This window comes from Halomonas sp. YLB-10 (genome assembly GCF_003856855.1).
GTDB lineage: Bacteria > Pseudomonadota > Gammaproteobacteria > Pseudomonadales > Halomonadaceae > Halomonas > Halomonas litopenaei.
In genome coordinates, this window is sequence record NZ_RRCU01000003.1 from 84259 (window position 1) to 104920 (window position 20662).

General features: G+C 64.7%; 17 protein-coding genes. All 17 read right to left on the reverse strand.

The features are described 5' to 3' along the window. Nucleotides 1-1242 carry a glycosyltransferase family 4 protein gene (locus EBB56_RS07755; protein ID WP_124803728.1) on the reverse strand — a complete coding sequence of 414 codons (1242 nt, stop codon included), beginning with the start codon at nt 1240-1242 and terminating at the stop codon, nt 1-3. After that, nucleotides 1239-2447 (reverse strand): hypothetical protein, encoded by a 1209-nt coding sequence (locus EBB56_RS07760; protein WP_185696404.1) that lies wholly within the window; start codon nt 2445-2447, stop codon nt 1239-1241. Before EBB56_RS07760 ends, EBB56_RS07755 begins: the two co-directional genes overlap by 4 nt. An 82-nt stretch (nt 2448-2529) precedes the next feature. Continuing rightward, nucleotides 2530-3528 (reverse strand): hypothetical protein, encoded by a 999-nt coding sequence (locus EBB56_RS07765; RefSeq protein ID WP_124803730.1) that lies wholly within the window; start codon nt 3526-3528, stop codon nt 2530-2532. A 53-nt stretch (nt 3529-3581) separates the two neighbouring features. Beyond that, nucleotides 3582-4913 (reverse strand): DUF4910 domain-containing protein, encoded by a 1332-nt coding sequence (locus EBB56_RS07770; RefSeq protein ID WP_162816464.1) that lies wholly within the window; start codon nt 4911-4913, stop codon nt 3582-3584. Between the two features lie 108 nt (nt 4914-5021). Further along, nucleotides 5022-6002, reverse strand: coding sequence for a polysaccharide deacetylase family protein (locus tag EBB56_RS07775; protein ID WP_162816463.1), 981 nt, complete (start codon nt 6000-6002; stop codon nt 5022-5024). A 138-nt stretch (nt 6003-6140) separates the two neighbouring features. Beyond that, complete coding sequence (locus EBB56_RS07780; protein ID WP_108449005.1) at nt 6141-7004, reverse strand: SDR family oxidoreductase; 864 nt, start codon at nt 7002-7004, stop codon at nt 6141-6143. After that, complete coding sequence (locus EBB56_RS07785) at nt 6994-7908, reverse strand: Gfo/Idh/MocA family oxidoreductase (RefSeq protein WP_108449004.1); 915 nt, start codon at nt 7906-7908, stop codon at nt 6994-6996. The genes EBB56_RS07780 and EBB56_RS07785 overlap by 11 nt, the downstream gene beginning before the upstream one ends. Continuing rightward, nucleotides 7905-8729, reverse strand: a complete 825-nt coding sequence (locus tag EBB56_RS07790; protein ID WP_124803732.1) for an SDR family oxidoreductase — start codon at nt 8727-8729, stop codon at nt 7905-7907. Before EBB56_RS07790 ends, EBB56_RS07785 begins: the two co-directional genes overlap by 4 nt. Before the next feature lie 58 nt (nt 8730-8787). Further along, a complete protein-coding gene (locus tag EBB56_RS07795) occupies nt 8788-9501 on the reverse strand; it encodes a cytidylyltransferase domain-containing protein (RefSeq protein WP_221621157.1) in 714 nt (237 codons plus the stop codon). A gap of 46 nt (nt 9502-9547) precedes the next feature. After that, the gene (gene neuC, locus EBB56_RS07800) at nt 9548-10765 is read right to left on the reverse strand and encodes a UDP-N-acetylglucosamine 2-epimerase (protein ID WP_124803734.1); all 1218 of its coding nucleotides are present in this window, start codon (nt 10763-10765) and stop codon (nt 9548-9550) included. Between the two features lie 25 nt (nt 10766-10790). Then, on the reverse strand, nt 10791-11855 hold the full coding sequence (neuB, locus tag EBB56_RS07805; RefSeq protein WP_108132863.1) for an N-acetylneuraminate synthase: 1065 nt from the start codon (nt 11853-11855) through the stop codon (nt 10791-10793). A gap of 147 nt (nt 11856-12002) precedes the next feature. Next, entirely contained in the window at nt 12003-12626 is a 624-nt protein-coding gene (locus EBB56_RS07810) for a NeuD/PglB/VioB family sugar acetyltransferase (protein ID WP_124803736.1), read from the reverse strand. Nucleotides 12627-12771: 145 nt separating this feature from the next. After that, complete coding sequence (locus EBB56_RS07815; protein ID WP_045993982.1) at nt 12772-14589, reverse strand: ABC transporter ATP-binding protein; 1818 nt, start codon at nt 14587-14589, stop codon at nt 12772-12774. A gap of 32 nt (nt 14590-14621) precedes the next feature. Then, complete coding sequence (locus tag EBB56_RS07820) at nt 14622-16886, reverse strand: polysaccharide biosynthesis tyrosine autokinase (RefSeq protein ID WP_124803738.1); 2265 nt, start codon at nt 16884-16886, stop codon at nt 14622-14624. A gap of 43 nt (nt 16887-16929) precedes the next feature. After that, nucleotides 16930-17370, reverse strand: a complete 441-nt coding sequence (locus EBB56_RS07825; protein WP_045993980.1) for a low molecular weight protein-tyrosine-phosphatase — start codon at nt 17368-17370, stop codon at nt 16930-16932. A gap of 3 nt (nt 17371-17373) precedes the next feature. Continuing rightward, entirely contained in the window at nt 17374-18546 is a 1173-nt protein-coding gene (locus EBB56_RS07830) for a polysaccharide export protein (protein ID WP_052704453.1), read from the reverse strand. A gap of 796 nt (nt 18547-19342) precedes the next feature. After that, the gene (locus EBB56_RS07835) at nt 19343-20587 is read right to left on the reverse strand and encodes a DUF2333 family protein (protein WP_045993978.1); all 1245 of its coding nucleotides are present in this window, start codon (nt 20585-20587) and stop codon (nt 19343-19345) included. Nucleotides 20588-20662: the final 75 nt, after the last annotated feature.

Sequence of the window (20662 nt, forward strand, 5' to 3'; positions counted from 1 at the left end):
TCATCTCACCACGCTGGGGTCGAGCCCTGCCGGGCAGGACGACGCCGTCTCGACCCCCATGGCGTCGAGGATGCTGTGATTGACGCGGTGCACGTCGTAGCGCTCCTCGGCGCGAGCGCGGGAGGCCTGGCCGTGCTGGACGATCAGCGCCGGCGTTTGCAGATAGCGTTGCAACGCCAGGCACAGGGCGTCGACGTCTTTCACCTCCACCAGATAACCGTTGACCCCCGGCGCGACGGTCTCGCGGCATCCCGGCGCGTCGGTGGTCACCACCGCACGCCCCAGGGCCATGGCCTCGAGCACCGTTCTCGGGGTCCCCTCGCGATAGGACGGCAGCACATAGACGCTGCATTCGGCGATGGCCGGACGGACATCATCGGGTCGACCGAGGTACTCGATGGCGCCGTCATCGATCCACGTCTGAAGCTCGTGCGCCGCGATGCTGTCGGGGTTGTCGTCCAGCCAACCCGCCAGGCGAAAGCGCACCTGGGGATGGCGCTGGCGGATACGCGTCGCCGCCTCGGCGTACTCGCGCACCCCCTTGTCACCCAGCAACCGAGCGATCAGCAGGAAGCTGACCGGCTCTGTCGCTGGAGCCACCGGCGAAAAATGCGCCAGATCCACTCCGGAACCGTTGATCACCCGGGACGCCGTGGTATCAAGGAGAATCCCCTCCTCGATGAACAGGCGACGATCATCCGGGTTCTGGAACAGCACCATATGAGCCCGCCCCAGAGCAACGCGGTACAACCGCCGCACCAGCGCCTTGATCAAGCGGCGCTTGTTGCCACCCTGGGCGCCCTCCTGGGTGCCGGTAAAGGCGTACCCCAGCCCGGTGACCAGCAGGGTGCGCTGGCGCACCCCCAACACCCAGGCAGCCAGTGCCCCGTAGACCACCGGCTTGATCGTGTAGGCAAAAAGCCCATCGGGGCGTACCCGCAGCATCAATTTCATCAGAGCCACCAGGGTCTTCAGATCGGCCAGCGGATTCATGCCGGTGCGCGAAAGCGGGATATCGTGCAGCGTCGCGCCGAGGGCCTCGAGACTGGCTTTAAGACGCGACGAAGCAGCCGAGCGATCGGCGTCACCCTCACCGCCGGCGTCACCGGTAGCGCCCCTGCCCCCCACGGGCGCGGCGACATGGACCTCGATTCCGCGAGCGACCATCTCCCTGATCAGCTCACCGCGAAACCCGACGATGGACTCGGGGTAGCTCGCTACCATCAACAGTCGCTTGATCATCTCGCCACTCCATTTGGCGTGCTTTCGACAGACGGCGTAGAGCCCCCGGACGATTCGGCGTCGGTGGCTGTCTGGCGCGGGCGCCCCATGACGGACATCAACAGATAGATAAGCACCGGGGTAAACATCCACTTCTGACGCGCAGCGATGCCCAGATTGGCAGTGGTCATCGCCAGGATGGTCCAGGCCAGCAGCAGGTAAAACCACAGAAACAGTCGATTGGCGGGAGGCGCATTGCGCCCGGTGATGGCGGCGATGCCACCGACCACCATCAGATACAGCAGGATGACGTTATCCACCGAGGACGCCAGCTGGAACACACTGCTGGCTTCCATGGGCAGAGGCCTGAACATATAGGTGAAAAGCTGCATCGGCAGACTCATGGAGGCGATGTCCACCGCACCGCCGCCGGTCTGGTTGTAGCTCTGCCGCAATTCGATGTAACTCATCACCTGATCGGCATCGGAGCCGCTGCCGACCCCGGCGTAATCCAGCGCCAGGGGTACGATGATCGCCGCCCCGGCAAGCGCCGCAGTCCCCAGCAAAAGCCGCTGCCACAGCACGACGCCGGGCTGCAGACAGAAGGCAGCCGCCAAGGCGATCAGCTGTATACCGGCCATGTGCGGTCGCACCACCAGCATGATCATGACCGCCACCACCATCAGCAGGTGACGGCGTCTGAGATCAAGCGCCGCCCACAGCGAAAGCCCCATGGACAGAAACGACAGCGCATCCTTGCCGATGGCGGAGCCCCAGTAGTGCATCGAGGGCAGAAAGAGTACGGCCAGCGCCAGCAGACGAATACCCAGGGCACGCTCGGCAATGGCCTGATGCAGACTGCCGGCGAAGGCCAGCAGCCCGACATAGCCGGCCAGATTGAACACCAGAAAGGCCCCCAGAAACGACAGCCCCAGCCCCTGGGTGAACAGCGAGGTGAACACGATCACCCCGGCGGTGCCAAAGGAGAACTCGACGCCGTCGTTCAACGACGCCCGGTAGTACATCAAGGAATCTCCGCCGTCGCCGTTGACGAACCAGGCGTAGAGCACGCAGAAGGCCGTGTGCCAGAGATAGAGCGGCAGACACAGCATGTAAGACAGCCCGAAGGCTCGCCCCACCGCTCTGGCAAGCCACAGACCGAGCACGAACACCGCCAGGGCGGAGTACACGTCCCAGGCGGAAGTGACATAAGGGATGGGAACCATCGGCGGTAAGCTCACTCATTTGACGTGCAGGCATGCCGTTCGACTACCACGGGGGCCAGGCGCTGGACGGACAGCGTCCTTCTCAGGCAATCGCCACATGGTCGATGTCGTCGTGACCGGGATCGCCCACGGCCAGATCGCAGACTCTTCGGATATGAACGTCGCCCTTGAGGTCGACGAAGGTCACCCTGTCGAGCAGATCCAGGCAGTAGAGTTCAGAAGACGAGGAATAGTGATACACCACCAGTTCGTCGACCCGGCTAGCCAGTAGACGAATCCACACCTCGGCGGGAATCCACGGCTGCTCCAGCACCTGGATATCAGCATCGAGCCAGGCGCAGCCGTCGTGGGGATGGGGCTTGAACAGCAACAGGGGATGACGTCGCTTGAGCTCGGCAAGCTTCTCGGCGGAGATATCGCCGCCCCCCCAGGTACCCAGTACCAGCGCCGGCGTTGCCGACGTCAGCCGGTCGAGCCAGGGCGACAGCAGTGCCTGCCAGTCCTCCCAGCCTTGCTCCAGCTCGCCGACGAGCCCCGGGCAATAGCGCGCCTTGTGCGCCAGGCGTGGATTCAATCGGGCGTAGGTCCGCGGCCGCGAAACGAACACCAGGTCGGTCCTGCGACCGCCTCCGAAACGCAGTCCGCAACCGCGCACCAGGGCCACCAGGCTCCACTTCAACCGCCTGGACAGAGGCATCTCGTAGAGATAGGAGCTGAAGTAGGTGCTGACCCCCTCCTCGTAAAGGCACAGACAGCCTGTCTTCAGCGGCGCCAGCAGCAGGTATTTGCTGGTGCGATCGTTGTCGATGAACAGACTGTCGTAGTGCAAGGCGCCCAGCGCCTCGCGTGCCGCGGCCTGGGTCGGCACGCGGCGTATCTCGTCAAAGAGTGAGCGATGGTGGCTTGCTTCGACAAAGGCGTAGAAGGCGTCATACTCGGCGATGCTTTCGGCCACCAGCAGCACCAGCGCCTGCTCGATTCGATAGTGACGAACGATCGAGGCACAGGTCAGAAACTGCAGCGGCTTGCAGCAGATAAAGACGCTTCGGCCAAACGACGTCTGCGTGCTCGTCGCCGGCACTGCCCCCCCAGACGGATACGCGCGCTCGCCACTCACCTCCTCCCTCGCCCGATTCATACCAGCTCCACCAGACCACAATCGCGCCAGCGCTTGAGATAGTCGTGGACCACACTCTCCTCGAGGCCGACCTCCCTGGCCAGCTGGCGCACGGTGGTCGGGCGCGTCAGGGTCGGGATGGAATCCATCAACAGGCGCATGCGCCGGCGTGACTCGTCCGGCACGTCACCGAAGGCGACCTGGCCAGGATCCACATAGAGGTCATGGCGGGGATGCGACAGGCAGACGTTGCCCTCGAAGCGCTTCTTGATCAGCGGCGAGGACTCGATATCGTCGATGGCGGCGAGCACCACGTCTCGCGCCTCGAGCAGGCGCTGCGGCGACATCAAGCCAAGGTTATCGGCGTCGGTGTGATACTCGGGATAGGGATAGCGCGACAGCGAGGCCATGGGGATGCCGTAGGCTTCCCACAGGTACTCGTCGTTGAGCAGCAGGCTCTCGAAGTCGCCCTCGCGGTAGGCGTGCCCGCCCTCGCTGAGCACGCGCGACAACGCCTGCTCGATGTTCGATCCGGCACCTCGTGAACGCTGCAGATTGAGTATGGTGGGCGAGCCCAGCATCTCGAGCATCACACCTTCAAACAGTCGAGCGCGCTCGGCGGCGGGAAGCCGCCCAAGATAATACTCGGTGCCCATGATGCCGGGGGCCAGCACCAGTCGATAGCTGAAGCGCCTGGGTCGCGCGGCAAGCGCCTCGAACACGGCGAGCCCCACCGCCACACCGGACAGACCATCGTTGGCGACACCAGGATGATCCAGGTTCGCCCCCAGCACGATGGTCTGCTCGAGCTGACCCGGCAGGTGATAGTCCAGGCAGCGCAGATACCCCGGCGCCTCACGGGTCTCGATCACCACCTCGTAGTCACCAGGCGCAAGACGCTCGACAAGACGACGTGGCACGCAGAACCCCCAGTCACGCTGCCAGCTGGTAAATAGCTGGCGAAAATGGAACGGGATGCGCTCGTCGTAGCGGTGATCAAAATGCAGGTGGGACTTGAGTTCTTCTCGCGAGACCGTGCCTCGGAACGGCAGTGACAGCGCCATCACCGCCATGGGATGCCAGCGACCATCATAGATACACTCGCCATCCTTGTAGATGGCCGCCTCCAGCACGTCCCACCTGGGCGGAATCACCCAGCCATTGTGGACGTCAGAGACCTCGAAACGATGTTCCCGGAGCGGCCAGCGCTCGGACAGGTAGGCCACCGTGGCGTCGTAGTCGCTCGAGCAGATCACCCGATTCAGCGGAGTGAGGTCGGCCAACATGGCCATCATGGCGTCGCCGGCGGCGACAGACGCTGTCGTCGCGCTCTGCGTGCACGCTGTCATGACAAGATCCCTGTGCATGGTAGGTAGGCTGGCGGCAAACCGCCGGGGCCGCGCCAGGCTCGGCGCAAATGGGGAAGACGTGGAGGTGGACGAGGATGTGGTCAGCTATCAAACCTGGACGGTCGCCGGGTCGCCAGGGCAGGCAGCGGCCTGGCTGGGCAGATCATTGGTGTCCAGGCGCGGCAGCAGCAAGGGGTCGTCCCGGGCCGGGTCGGCCTGTCGCGACGCCACGGTCAGCCCGGCGGCGCAGCCAAGCTGGCGTAGACGACCCAGCAGCGCTTCGTCGACGCCACCGTAGGGATAGCACATCACCCAGTCGTCGCCGAGCACCCCCAGGTTTCGAAGATGAGCGAGACTGACCTCGAGGTCCCTGCCCTGTTGTTCGGGCGTCAGGCTGTCGAACCAGAAGTGCTGATCCCCGTGGCAGCCGATATGCATGCCGGCCTCGTGCAGCTGGCGGACCTCGGCATCGCTCAGATAGAGCATTTCGGCGAAGGCTCGCTGGTCCGTGCTGACGAAGCGCGCAAACAGCTCATCGATGACGTCATGGCGAACCTCGAAGGGCAACTCCCGCTGCAGCAGGCGCTTGAAGAACAGGGTATCGGGGTCATCGAAGCGTCCCTGGCGCGACAGCCGATGATAGACCCTGCGATGGATATCCTCGTAGGTCCCCAGGCCATGACGCTCGCGACGCTTGTCCAGTGCCCTGGCCAGGGCCGGCAGCAACTCTACGGTGGAAGCGACGCTGGCCAGCACGAACTGGATCTTGTTGACGTCGAGGATCAGGCCGTCGCGCAGGGTACCGGTGCAGGGAAAGAAGCTACCCTGAAGGCCGCGTCGCTCGAGTTCCGGCAGCACATGTTCGAGGTGATCACGATAGCCGTCGTCGAAGCTCAACAGCACCGCCTGCTCGGGCAATGTCTGCTGGCCGCGCCAGACGGCGATCACCTGTTCCATCGTCACCGGCCGATAGTGCCGCTCGAGATGGTCGAGCTGAGCGCGAAAGGCAGCAAGCTCCAACGCCTTGAGGCGCGGATAGCGCGACCCGGCCAGCGGTCGGACATAGTGGTACATCACGATGGTCAACATCGAGCGAAACTCCTTCCCTGCGCATATTGCAGCGGCCATGGGGCCCGCCTTGCCACACCTCCGGCAATCCCTTCGCTGCCGTTCAGCTGGTTGCGTTGATCGGATGCCGTGCATCGGCCAGCGTGCATCGACGCCGTGCTACCAGGCGCTCAAGCCACCATCCACGTGAAGCGTCTGCCCCGTCACGTAGCCGGAGGCATCCGAGGCCAGAAAGATCAGAGCGCCGACCAGATCGGTCGGCGCTCCCATGCGCCCCAGCGGCACCCTGGCCGAATAGCGCTCGACGAAGGCAGCATTCTGGCCACTCTCGATGCCGCCCGGTACCAGGGTATTGACGCGGATACCGTGGCCTGCCCAGAGCGTGGCGAGATAACGCGCCAGTCCAGACACCCCGGCCTTGGAGGCGGCGTAGACCGGAGGCGTGTTGATGGCCACCCCCAGGTACTGCGAGCCCTCGTAGATACGCGGATCGCAGCCCATCTCGCCGTAGATGGAACCGGTATGGATGATGCTGCCGCCTCGACCCTGCTTGATCATCTGCCCGCCTACCGCTCGCGACACCAGAAAGACACCGTCGAGATTGACCGCCATGACGTCACGCCACTGGGCCAGGGTGTAGTCTTCGGCCGGGGCGAAGAAGGCCTCCAGGTCTCGCGCCTTGGTCGCCGCATTGTTGTGCAGGATGTCGATGCCTCCCAGCGTCTTGACCGCATGCGCCACCATGGCCTCGACCGAGGCCTCGTCGCTGACGTCACAGCCAAGTCCGAGGCAAGGCTGACCGTGGTCGGTCTGAAGCTCGGCGGCGAAGCGCTCGGCCTCGGCAGCGTCGAGATCCGCGACCACCAGCGAGGCGCCGCATTCGGCGAGTCCTCGACAGAAGTGCCGCCCCAGGATGCCCAGGGCCCCGGTGACCAGTGCTACCCGACCGCTCAGATCGAACAGCGCCGATACAGTGCACGCCTGCGCGGGTACGAGGCCTGCACCCTCATTGTCAGAGCGCATCGAGACGTACCTCCTGTCCCCGCTCGGCCGCGAGGCGCCCGGCGATCAACGTCTTGATCACCGCGAGTGTGGTCTGGCATTGATGACGATCCGGCCCCTGCTCGAGCATCCGCCAGAACTCCCACAGGGTGCGACGAAACATGCCGAAGTTGTCGCGGATGTCGGCACTGGTCTGGCCGGCATCTCCAAACACCTCGATGCGAAATACCGGCGGCACCTCGCCGAGCGCATCGATGCTCAAAAGGCTGCCGTCACTCATGGTGATGGCGAAGGACTGGTGGCCTGCCCCAAGCGCTCTGACGGAGACCGGCGTCGCCGCCGTCAACGGCAGGATGGCGTCGAGCAGGTGAACCCCGTAGCGCTCCCAGTCTTTGACGATGGCGCCCCTGGCCAGGCGCCAGTTGCCCAGCGCCCCCGGCGCCGCACGCAGGGCGTCGAGTTCGCTGGCAAAGCGCATGCCGGAACATGACATCAGGCGCCCTGCTGCCAGGTAGGGGGAAAAATAGGCCAGATCCTGCGGATCCAGGGTCAGCGGCTTGTCGATGAACACCGCCAGGCCCGCCTCGAGAAAGGGTGCCGCCAGTTCGCGGTGGCTCGCCGGATCGTCACGGGCGATGATGACCGCATCCACCTGCCCCAGCATGTCACCAGGCTCGGCCACGGCCTCGTCGATATGGCAGGCGCGACATAGCCGCTCGGTGACGTCTCGATCCTGGGTCCAGGCGTGGGTGACACGCAGATCACCGACGCCGAATTCCGAGCGATGTCGCCGTGCCAGATAGTCATGGATCACCGGCCAGCCCGCCTCGGCCATGGCCTCATCGTGGTAGCCATTGAGGATGGCGGAAAACGAAAACGGGTGACCGTTGCCGGGACTCATGCCCAGCATGCCAATACGCCTCATCGGCACTCCCTGTCACTGCTGCTTACGTCCGCGCCACTGCTGTCGAGACCGCTGCTCTCGTCTGCCTCTGGCCAAAGCCGGGCAAAACCTGCCGGCGCGGTCCCCGCCAGCCAGTCGATGCCATCGAGGGACGGCGTCAGCGGTATCTCGTGACCCAGCCAGAAGAAGCGCCCGCTGGCGCCATCCGCCGGCAGTTCCAGTAGATGGTCCAGGGTCGGTAGACAGACCTCTGGCGCCATCGGTGCCTCGGGGGCCATCTTGCTGCGCACCGGGCCGGGGCTCATCAGGTTGATCTTGATATCCACGTCCTGATGCTCTCTGGCGGCGGTCACCGTCAGCGCATTCAGCGCCGCCTTGGAGGCGCTGTAGGCGGCATGCCCGGCGAAACAGTTGAGCGGTGCGCCGGAGGTGATATTGACGATGCGCCCAAAGCCACGACGGCGCATGCCGGGCAGCACCGCCGCCATGAGCATGGCCGGCGCGATGGTGTTGACCTCGAGCGAGCGCCGAAGCACGGCTTCGATGTCGGCGTCCACTGGCGCAGGCCGATTGAAGCCGGCATTGTTGATCAGATAGCCGAAGTCGCCGCATTGCTCCAGCAGTGACGCGATATCACTTGCGATCTCACCACCGGCGAGATCCAGGCAGTGGACCTCGACACCGGGAAGGCTTGCGGCCAGTTCTGCCAGGGCGTTGGCGTCACGCCCCAGAGCGATCACCCGAAAGCGGCGGTTCAGGTGGCGGCACAGGGCCATGCCGACTCCACCGGTAGCCCCGGTGATCAAGATCGCCGGGCGCACATCGGCAGATGCGGGAGTCACTAAGGCTTCGACAGGGTGGCTCAACGGACTCTCCAACGGGCTATACAACGGGCTATCCTCAACGGGCTCTCCTCAACAGGCTTTCGACGATGACGAAGTCGTGCTCGCGGTCGATGTCGACCGAACGTTCCGCCGGCATGATCACCGCGCCACTGCGCCCGAACAGCAACGCCTTGCCATCCTGGGGAAGACGATCGGGACGGAAGGCATAGACGGCACCATTGAGCTGATAGGCCATGGGTAGCGCCTGTCGCGGCAGCCAGGGATCGCTGCCGTCGATAAAGGCGGTGGGCCGGCCCCGCGCATCCAGCCGCCAGGTACGATGGGGATTGACCTCGGCAGCCTTGAAGGTGGCCACCGAGTCCAGCCCCTGCACCACCAGACGCGACAGGCACTCGGCCACATCCTCGGCACTGCGCAAGGGGCAGGTGGGCTCCAGCAGCACCATCACCTCGGGAGCCTCGCCGCCCTGGTTCAGCTCATCGAACAGTTCGCGGATGGTGTCGATCACCAGCGCCTCGTCGGTGGCCAGATGCGCCGACCGACGGTGCACCTCGGCGCCATGCCGGCGGGCCACCTGGGCAATCTCGTCATCATCGGTACTCACGATCACCCGATCGATCGCCCTCACCTGCCGTGCCACCTCGATCGACCAGACCAGCAGCGGGCGTCCGCCGAGCGGCCTCAGGTTCTTTCTCGGCACCGACTTGCTGCCGCCCCGCGCCGGTATCACCGCCGTCACCGACATTGCCGCCTCGGACACTGGTGTCATCTTCATTTCCTGAAGGTTGTTAGGGTCGTTATCGAAGCGACGAAGGTCAGCCCATCAGGCCTTTGGTCGGAGAAGAGGTGCCGCCCAGAGGGGACACCTCGTCGATGTCGAAGAACCACTTCTCACGGATGCCGGCATCCAGCTTGACCCGTTTCAAGGTGTTCTTGATTCGCCGGGAGGCGGCTCCATCCTCGAAGGGGTCATAGGGATTGCTCAGAGCACCCAGCGAACGCTTGAAGGTCTCGCTCAGGGCGGTCTCGATGCCCTTGGCGATGGCCTCCTCCGAGGCCTCGACATTGATCACGTTTGCCGCCTTGAGGCGGCCGTCCTGACGCTTGCCGACATTGACCACCGGCCGACGGAAGGATGGCGCCTCGATCAGACCGCTGGAGGAATTGCCCACCAGCACATCCATGTGCTCGAGACAGCCGTGATAGAGACGCTGTCCCAGACTGTCGACCAGACGCCTGGCCTCGGGGCGCTCGGCACACCAGCGCGCCAGCCGGGCATTGATGCTGCGTCCATGACAGTCGGCGTTGGCCTTGCACACCAGCACGTCCAGATCCTCGAAACGCGACAAGGCCGCGATCAGCGCTTCCACGTCCTCGCCCGTACCCGCGGTCACCGGGTGATAGGTGACCAGCGCGGTGGGTCGGTCCAGTGGCATGTCCAGGGCCCTTGCAAGCACTGCCCTGGTCGGCGTGCGGCTGCGGTACAGGTGATCGATGCCCGGCGCGCCGTGGACAAACACTCGGCCGGGGTCTTCCCCCATCTGCAGAATCCGCCGACGGTAGACCTCGGTGGCGGGAAAGTGCAGGTTGGCCAGCTTGGTCACCGCATGACGATAGTACTCGTCCAGGGCGCCACGACTGGTCTCGCCCCCGTGGAGGTGGGCCAGGGTGATACCGTGGGTGACCGCCGCCAACGCCACCGGCACGATTTCGAAACGGTCGCCCAGCAGGACCACCAGGTCGGGCCGGTCCTCGACCAGGGCATCGCCGACGCTCAACAGCGCCAGCCCCATGGCCTTGGTCATGGCGTTGCGCGAGTCCGACGCCAGCAGGATCTCGAGGCGTCGATGCAGACGAAAGCCGTCGCGCTCGATCTCGCTGACCGTGGAGCCGAACTCGGTGGACAGGTGCGATCCGCTGGCCACCAGCATCAGTTCCAGCGCAGGGTCTTCGTCGATTTCCCGAAGCAACCAGTAGAGCAGCCCATAGTCCGCTCGAGAGCTGGTCAGGACCCAGATCTTTCTCGGAGTCATGCCAGTCCCCCTCATGCCCAGGCCATCATGTCAGGTCCGCCCAGTCCAGCAGGGCGTCACGACCGATACGGCGTCTGGCCACCCGACCGATCAACTGAGGCAGTGCGGCGGCCGGCAGACCGCTGCCAGGCCGCTTGAGCAGCAAATCGCCTTGCGCCAGCACTTCGCCGGCGTCGATATCGCGCCCGGCTACCACGCTGCGACGCACCAGCTCCCGCTGGGGCTGCTCACAGGGCGCCGGGCGCTTGCGCCCATCGCCGAGGGCCTGCTCGATACGACGAATGGCGGTCACCATCGCCAGGAAGGCCTGAGGATCCAGCGAGGCAGCATGGTCCGGCCCCGCCATGGTGGTATCCAGGGTCAGGTGTTTCTCGATGACCACGGCCCCACGCGCCACCGCCGCCAGCGCGATATCGATGCCATCGCTATGATCGGAGTAGCCGACCGGGCATCCGAAGGCCTGGGCCAGGGTATCCATGGCGGCGAGGTTGATCTGATCCACCGGCGCCGGGTATTCACTGACGCAGTGCAGTACCGTAACGTCGCCGGCCCCCGCCGCCGAAAGGGTCGCCAAGGCGGCTTCGATTTCCCCCAGGAAACTCATGCCCGTGGACAACAGCACCGGTTTGCCTTGGGCGCCGATACGTGTAAGCAGCGGCAGATTGGTCAACTCCCCGGAGGCCACCTTGAAGCAACCGACGTCCAGCGCCGCCAGCCACTCGACGCTGTCCTCGTCGAAGGGGCTGGCCAGGAACTCGATGCCACTGTCACGGCTGTACTGGGCCAATCGCCGAAAATCGTCAAGGCCAAGCTCCAGGCGCTTGAGCATGGCGTACTGGGAGCCGTCCTCCGGGCAGGCCTTTCGCTGGTAGCTTGCCTGGGCGGCGTCGGCGGTCACCAGTTGCTCCGCCTTGAACCACTGAAACTTGACGGCATCGGCGCCGCACTCACGTGCCGCGTCCACCAGCGCCATGGCGGTATCCAGGCACCCATTGTGATTGACGCCGGCTTCGGCGATCACCTGTACGCCTGGTGACTCGGCGCGGCTCGATGCCACCCTCCTGGTCTCGACAACCTCAGAATGACTCATTCGTGTCCCCTGCTTGCGCCTCTTGGCAGAAGCGCCTTCCCTGTTTGCGTAGACCTGCTTTTTGCGTAGACCTGCTTTAATTATTTTTTCGCCTTCTGGCGCTTTTCGCTGTGACGTCTTGTGGTGATGCGTGTCGGCCAGGCGCATTCATTGCCGTCGTCGCGCGGGCGTCCCGAGATACACTCCAGGGCGCGTTACGTCCCCTACCACGGTGGCGCCGGCGCCGATCACCGCCCCCGCACACACTTCGACCCCCTGGATCAGGTTGGCTCCGGTGCCGATCATCACGTCCGCCCCTAGCCTGACACCCCCACTGAGCGTGGCACCGCAGGCGACGTGGACGTTGTCGCCCAGCACGCAGTCGTGGTCGACCACCGCCCGGGTGTTGATCAGACAGCCTCGTCCCAGACGACTGCCGGTGACCACCACGGCACCATCCAGTATCACGCTGCCGTCTCCCAGCTTCACGTCGTCATGCACCATGGCGTTGTGCGTGATCAACGGCGGCAGGTCGAATCCCTGCGCCAGAAAGGCCTCGATCAGCGAGCGCCGCCAGGGCGCGCTGGTGACCATGCCGACCCCCAGGAAGGCGACGCCTGGCAGGCCTTCCGGCGACGCCAGTCGACAACGGTCCTGCCCCAGCCAGGGGACCGGCATGGCCGACGAGGGCTCCTGTGCCACGTAGCCGGCCACCTGCCAGCCAAGCCCGCGCAGTCCATGCAGCAGCACCCGCGCATGGCCACCGCCGCCGATCACGAAGCACTTCTTCATCGGTGCCCGCCTCCCTTTATCGATGCGCGTTCGCTTTACCAGCGCTCCGTCCGTCACTTCGCCAGCGCTTCGTCCGTCGCTTCACCAGCGCTTCACCCATGCCTTCATCCGCGCCCTCGCTCGCGCCCTTCACCGGAGTCCCGTCTCAGGCGCTCTGCGCCATTCGCTTGAACACCTCGTTGCGCGACATCAGCTCCCGGTAGCTGCCCTGATCCACCAGGCGTCCACGCTCCATCATGTAGATGCACTCGCAGGCCATGACGGTGGTCAGTCGATGGGCGACCAGCACGATGGTCTTGCGACCAGCGAAGTCGTGGATCGCGTCCATGATCAGCCGCTCGGTGATGCCGTCCAGGGCACTGGTCGCCTCATCCAGCACCAGCACCTCGGCCTCGTGATAGAGCGCCCGAGCGATCCCGATGCGCTGGCGCTGTCCCCCGGAAAGCTGGACACCGCGCTCGCCGACCAGGGTCTCGATGCCCTGAGGCAGCTCGGCCACGAACTCGGCCAGATGGGCGAGCCGAAGTGCCCTTTCGACGCGGTCGTCGTCGATGCACTCGGGGGCCAGACCGAAGGCCACGTTGTCGCGAATGCTGCCATCGCATAGATAGAGCTGTTGGGAGACGAAACCCAGCGCGTCCTGCCACTGGCGACGATTGGCCTCATCGATGACCTTTCCGTCCACGCTGATGCGCCCTCGCTGTGGCTGCATCAGTCCCAGCAATAGATCGATCAGGGTGGACTTGCCGGAACCGGAGGCGCCGACCAGGCCAATCACGCTATTGGCCGGTATCACCAGGCTGACGTCGTCCACCGCGGGAGAGCGTGCGCCGGGATAGCGAAAGCTGACCCCCTCGAGGCGAATCTCGCGCCGGGCCTTGAAGGCTGAGCCGCCCTGGGCCGGGTCACCGCCATGCTCAAGGGCGCATGCCTGGTCATGGGCATGGCTGGCCCGCAGGTCATTGCGAATTTCCTCGAGCGCATGCAGGTTCCCGCGGATGCTCGAGACGCTGGCGTAGATATGCTGAAAAGCCGGCAGCAGCTTGAAACCCGCCAGGGCATACACCGCCAGTACCGGCAGCATCGACGCCATCTCGCCCTGGTGGGTCTTGAGCAGGTAGAACAACAGCAGGATCACCGAGGCGAAGGCCACCACCTCCATCGCATAGCGCGGCGCCTGCTTGAGCGCCTGATTGGTGCCCTGGGCCCGGGCAAAGCGTCGACTGGCCCGGTCGAAACGCTCGGTCAGCTGGGTCTGACGCCCCAGCAGCAACAGATCCTTGATCCCTCCGAATCCCTCGGCCATCAGCCGAAAGCGCTGGCCCTGGGCCGCCGACAGCGCCTCGCCGTTGCTCATCAGGCGACGCCGGGCGGTGTGATAGAGCAGCAGGTAGGCCAGTGAGAACAACGCCATGGCGCACAGCGCCACCGCGGGGTTGTAGATCAGGATGGCCAGCGACATGAACAGCGCCAGCACCACCTTGGCATTCATCTGCATCAACGGATCGATGACGCCCAGCATGACTCGCTGGCACTCCTGAGCGATCTGCTTGGTCAGATAGCTGCTGCTGCCTCCGGCGTGGAACAGCCAGTCCTTGTGCATGTAGTGGGCGAACAGTCGGGAACCCAGCTCCGCCCCGACGGTGGCGCCGTAGACCGCCAGCCGCCACACCGTCACCATCGACACCACCGCGGCGACCGACAACGCGCCCAGCACCCCCAGCCCAAGCCATAGAAGAAAGCGCTCCGGCGAGTCGGCACCGCTGGCCCGATAGAGCTCGCCCATCACGCCGTCCCCGCCAAGACGCTCCAGATCGCCCACTACCGCCATGAAGGGCGCGATTGAGGCGACGCTGAGCAGCTCGCACAGCGCCATCGCCACCACCAGCACCTGCAGCCGCAGCAGTTGCCGGCGCTGGTGGTGAGTCAGCAGGCCGTAGAGTTCGCGCAGATCAGTCAGCATCTCACCGTCCCTGGTTGTCGCCGCTGCCGTACTTACTGGTAGGCATAGACATAGTGACCATAGCCGTAACCATGCCTGGCGCTGGGGTCCATGGCGTTGAGGATGCAGCCCTTGACCCTGACGTTGGAGGTCTCCAGGCGCCTGAGCGCCACCCTGACCTCCTTGACCGGGTTGAGCTTGAAGCGCGTCACCAGCAGGCTGGTGCCCACCCGGTTACCGACGATGGCGGCGTCGGTCACCGCCAGCACAGGCGGGGTATCGACGATCACCAGATCGTAGTCGCGACTGAACTGCTCCATCAGCGTGGTGAAACGCTCGCGCATCAGCAGTTCCGAAGGATTGGGCGGGCATGCGCCTCGCGACAGATAGTCGAGGCCTTCCACCTCGGTCTGGCGGATGACCTCGGCCACCTCGCTCTTGTCCGACAACAGGTCCGACAGGCCACTTTCGGCCTTGGCGCCGAAGGCGCTGTGCAGGTGTCCCTTGCGCATGTCGGCGTCGATGACCAGCACCCGTTGACCGGCCTGGGCACAGATCACGCCCAGATTCAGCGAGATGAAGCTCTTGCCGATCTCGGGGCTGGGGCCGGTGATCATCAGGCAGTTGTTGGGCGCTTCCATCATCGCGAAGTGCAGACTGGTGCGCAGGCCACGCAACGCCTCGATGGCCATGTCGGTCGGTTGAGTCAGGGCCAGCAGGCCCTTGATCACCGGCTGACTGCGCCGGTCGCTGCGATACTTGACCCGCTTGACCAGGCGCTGCTGAAACTCGGAAAGCGGCACCGTGGCGTACACCGGCAGCCCCAGGTCCTCGAGCTGGTCCGGGCTCTCGATGCCGCGATTGAGCATGCCACGCACCAGTACCACCGCCACCGCCAGAAAGGCACCGATAACGGTGGCCAGGGCCATCATCAGGCCGGCGTTGGGTGCCACCGGATCGTCATCCACGTACGCATCGTCGATGACCCGCACATTGCCGATGGTGCCGGCCTTGGCGACCGCCACCTCTTGCGCACGATTAAGCACATTGACATAGATCGCCTGGGTCACCTCCACGTCCCGGGTCAGGCGCACGATTTCCTGCTGGGACTCGGGCATCTCGCTGACACGCTCCTCCAGTCGGGCCTTCTCCTGGTTGAGGATGCCGCGCTGGCGCATCAACGCCTGATAGGTGGGGTGATTGCGGGTGAACCTCTGGACCAGTTCGGCTTCCTGGAAATCCAGGGTGTTGAGCTGTTCCTCCACCGAGATCAACTGCTCGACCACCGAGGCCGCCTCGGAGTCCAGGTCGATACTATCCACCTCGACGCGATAGGCATTGAGCCGATCTTCCGCCGATGACAGCGAGGCCTTCAATGCCACCGCCTGCTCATCGAGAAAGGCCAGGCTCTGGTCGGCCTGGGCCGACTGCCGCTCGACATTCTGCATCAGGAAGGTTTCCGCCAGGACATCCAGCGACTCGCGCACCCGATCGATGTCGGTGCCGGTCAGGGTCAGGCGCAACATGCCGGTGCTGGCGCTCGAGCCGCTGCCCTGCTCGGTGACCGTCAAGCGAGCCAGCAGCGAATCGATGGCCGACACCTGGGGGCGCTTGGACAGGCTGAACTCTGCACCTGGCGCTGCGGTCATCTCGCGAACGCTCAACACCACATCGCCTCCGTCGAATCTTGCGGTATCGCCGACACGACCGACACCCAACAGATCACCGTCAGGACCAAATAGCTGATAGCCGGCATCGCGGCCTGCCACCAGGCGGAAGGCCGCGCCGCGATAGGAGTCAGCGACCTCGAGGCGCGCCAGTTGCAGCGACTCCCCTGCCCACACCAGATGGCTCAGATCCCATGCCTCGGGCATCAACCGCTCGAGCCATCCAAGCGGAGCAGTCATCCAGCCCAGCTCAGCCAGGTCCTCTCGGGTCACCCCTTCACGCACCAGATAGTCACCGACCAGCGGCAGACGGCGTGGCGACACCTGGGTGTCGAGGGCGAGGCGGTCAACCACCCGCCCCAGCACCATGCGAGACCGCAGTATCTGCACCTCTGCCGAGGTGTTCTCCTCTTCTCCCATCACCGTGGCCAGGTCCCCCAGCGGACTGACCGAGGCCCGACGCTCCACGTGCACCAGGGCGTCGCCCTCGTAGATGGGTGGCTTGAGCAAGGCGGACACATAACCTGCCGCTCCGAACAGCAGGGTGACGGCGAGGATCCACCACTTGTGCCGGAGCAATAGCCCCAGGATGCGCCCGAGGTCGATATCCTCGCGGCCGGGAGCGGAAGGCAAGCGTGACATTTGGGTCATGACGGCAGGTCCTGTCGGTGGCCTCGAGCGCGGCGATACGAGGTCATGGCGCGAGCCTTCGGTGCCAGGCGTCGGCGGCATCGGAAAGCATCACGAATACCTGACGGTGTGCGTCCAGGCTCTTGCGGTAGGGGTCGGGGATATCGATCCCGTCGAGCCAGTGGGCAAACAGCAGGGTCTTGCCGGTGGCAAAGGGCGCAAGTTCGCTGACCGCCTGGCGCTGGGACGCACTCATCACCAGCACCAGATCGTGATTGGCGATCATCTCGGGCGTTGCCACCCGAGCGCGGTGGGCGCTCAACTCGAGCCCGGCTTCCCTGGCCAGCGCTTGCACCTCTGCGGGCGCGGCTTCACCTTCGCGCACCGCAGAAAGCCCGGCAGACTGAATCTCCATGGCGGGCAGCCGCCTCTGCAGCAGCGCCGCACCGAGCGGACTACGACACAGGTTCGCTCGACACAGCACCAGCGCACTGGCAAAACGCACCGATCAGATCTCGCCGATGCGGGTAGTGGTGTCGGCGATGGTGCCGGGCAGCAGTGCCGACGGCAGCAGCAGACTGATCACGTTGTTCCAGCGTGCCAGCGGGGCCGCCGTCACGTAGACCACGTCCTGGGGCTGCAGCGGGAAGTGGGTGCCCATGGTCAGCGAGGTGGCGTTGCTGATATCAAGCTGATAGACGGTGGCAAGCTTGGCATCGCCCGGCGGCTTGGGACGAATCACGAAGATCCCCGACGGTTCGGCGGTGGTCTCGATGACGCCGCCGGCTCGCGCCAGGGCGGTGGTCAGGGTGATACGTTCGTTGCCCAGCACCAGATTGCCGGGATTCCTGACCTGCCCCAGCACCGCGACGTTCTCGGACTCCAGGGTCGGGATATGCACCACGTCGCCATCGCGCAGCAGGCGGTTCTGGGTCTGGTCACCATGGCGCATCAGCGCGTACAGCGACAGCACCTCCCTGGTGCCATCACGATTGAGTACCACCTCGTGCCAGTTGGCCGTCTCCGATGGCCCCCCGGCCTGGCTGACCGCATCGACCAGGGTCAGCGGGACCGTGGTGATCGGCTGGGCGCCGGGGGTGGCAACCGCTCCACTGACGTAGATCTTCTTGGAATGGTAGGCGGCGACGTTGACGTCCACCTGGGGCTCGGTGATGTAGTTCGACAACATGCCGGTGAGGGTTCGGCGTATCTGGTCCACCGTCCGCCCGGCCACTCGGAAACGTCCGACATAGGGGAAATAGATGCGACCATCGGGCTGTACCGTCTTGCCGGTCTCTTCGGGGCTGCGCTCGGCGCCCCCCGGGATGGTCAGCTCGGGGTGGTCATAGACGGTGATGTTGAGCACATCACCCGGCCCGACACGGTACTCGTAGTCCGTCAACTGGGCCTTGAGGTAGGAAGGCATGGTGCTGGCGATATCGCCGGTGACGTTCTGGCGGAAGTTCGCCACCAATGCCGGGGTGATGGCCTGGATGTCGACCAGATGATCGATGTCCGGCGCCTCGGTCTCGTAGTCGATATGCCCGCCAGGGGCATAGGCACAACCACTCACGGTCAGCGCAAGCAGCACTGCGAAGACGGCACCCGCCAGCCAGCCGGGCGATCGTTGCGACTCGTCCACGACCCTTGTCCACTGGTGTGCCTGATTCACCTTATCCATATCGTCCCCCTGAGCGTGTGACACGCTACCGCCCCAGGGTGATATCGATGGCATATCCCTGAAGCCCTGCGCGTAGACAGATGGTTATTGTCACCGTCGAGGCTGCGTCTTCTGCGAGACGATCGACCACCGACAGCCCGCAGCACCCGTCGACGCTCGAAGACTCGATGGCCGCCAGGTACTGCGATTTATGCCAGTACGATTGCATAGCCGCGCCGTCCTGGCAGTCCGAAATTCCTGGCGTACACAGGCTGACAAACCCCATATCGGTATCCCGGAAGCATGAGAGCGACTGTTTCCGCTTGTAATTGCGTGTTCCTTGAGGACACGTCGGGGGCGCCAGCGGACAGTTACCGTGGAGAAAGTGTTTCTTTAGCCAAATCATAAGGTTGGAAATGTGCGAAAAAAGCACTGAGAAACCAGGATCGAGAATGTGGGCAAAGAGCGCGACCATGGGCCCTTCGCAGACGCACCATTGCAGTGCGACAGATCACTGATTCCTGATACGACGAGGTGATCGCTGCAGCAACCTCGGTTCATGCGCCGAGATGACGCATCTAGTCATTGGCGACATGGCGCGTCAGCCAGGGGGACGCCAGGCCTCCAATTACCAAAGCGCGGAGCGGCAAAAAGTATCCGGGCGAACGAAGCAAACTGAGAAAAAAATGCCCCCGGCAACGAGGGCATGGTAGCTTGCGAAAATTCAGGCAAGGACGAGGGAGAAAATCGGCAACCGGTCTCTCTCACCCCGTCATTGGGCCCCGTTCACGGCTCGGGGCTCTTGACTCGGCTCTTGCTACTCGGCGCTTTGCTCGCCAGGCTGCTGCTGGTTGGATCCTTGCTCGCCGCTATTGGCGTCGGCGTCCTGCTCGTCACTATTGGCTTCAGCGCCCTGCTCGTCGCTGTGCTGGTCACTCTGCTCGTCGCTCTGCTGGCCATCCTGCTCATCACTCTTCTCATCACTCTGCTCAACGCCGGCTGACTCCGCCGCCTCCTCATCGTCGGTGCTACGGGTCACCTCGGTCACCGGTGGCGTCGCGGCTTCCGGGGCCGCTTCGGCGCCACCCAGGCCATCGATCAGGGACGCCAGGGCGCCGTCGAGCCGGCTCAGATGATGGGCCATGGTCAGCGGATAGTTGGCGAAGATGCCGAGGCCACTGCCGCGCAGCACCACCGGGCTCCAGAACTGACGTTGCATACGCTCGATCTCGGCCAGCGCACGGGCGTAGCTGTCGCCGAGGCCCGCGCTTGCGATCAGATCCGCCTGGTCACGCTCGAGCGCCTCGAGCAGGTGTCCCAGCGCCCAGGTCTGACCGCGGGTCTCGTGGAACACGTTGTCGACGCGGTACCAGGGCACTCGACTGTCCTGTGCCACTTCGATACCCAGTTCCTTCAAGCGCTCGCTGTCGCTGACCGTGGATGACAGCCGCTCCCGCAACGAGGCCAACTGCTGGCGCACCGCGTCCAGATAGAGCGCCAGGCCCTGGCCCTGATCGACGAAGGACGCGCCGACCCCATCGTCGAAACGCGCCAGATAGGCGCGGGCCGAGTTCCCCGCCTGGGCCAGGTGATCCTCCATGGACGGGGCCAGCCAATCGTCGGCGTCCTGTTCGAGGGCAGCGATCAGAGTATTCACCGACTCACCGGCGCCGGGGTCGAAGTCCGCCAGGCTGGCGGCCATCAGCCTCGCCTGAACCAGCACACCAGTTTCCCAGGACGGCATATTGTCGAGCAGCAGTCCCGGCGGCATCAGGTCATTTCGCAGGTACCCGCCGGGCTTGTCCTGCAAGGTATCGATCAGGGTGGCCAGGGTCGCGACCGTAACGGTGCCTCTGGCCGCCGGCGCCGCGGAGATGCGCTGCTCCTGGGTGGCAGTCTCCACGTCGAAGCGCGACGGCGCCAGGCTCCACCAGATCCCCAGCCCCACCGCCACCATCACGGCAAGCACCAGCAGCACGGCGAGCGGTTTCCAGATCCATCCGTACTGCGGGTTCTCGAGCTCCTGACGACGCCTTTCGGCGCGCTGTCGACGACTGCTCATTTCGCTCTCCTTGTCGTTCATCAAAGGCCGGCCAGCCCTGCCTCCAATGAGGGAAAGCGCCGGCGCCAGTGGTAG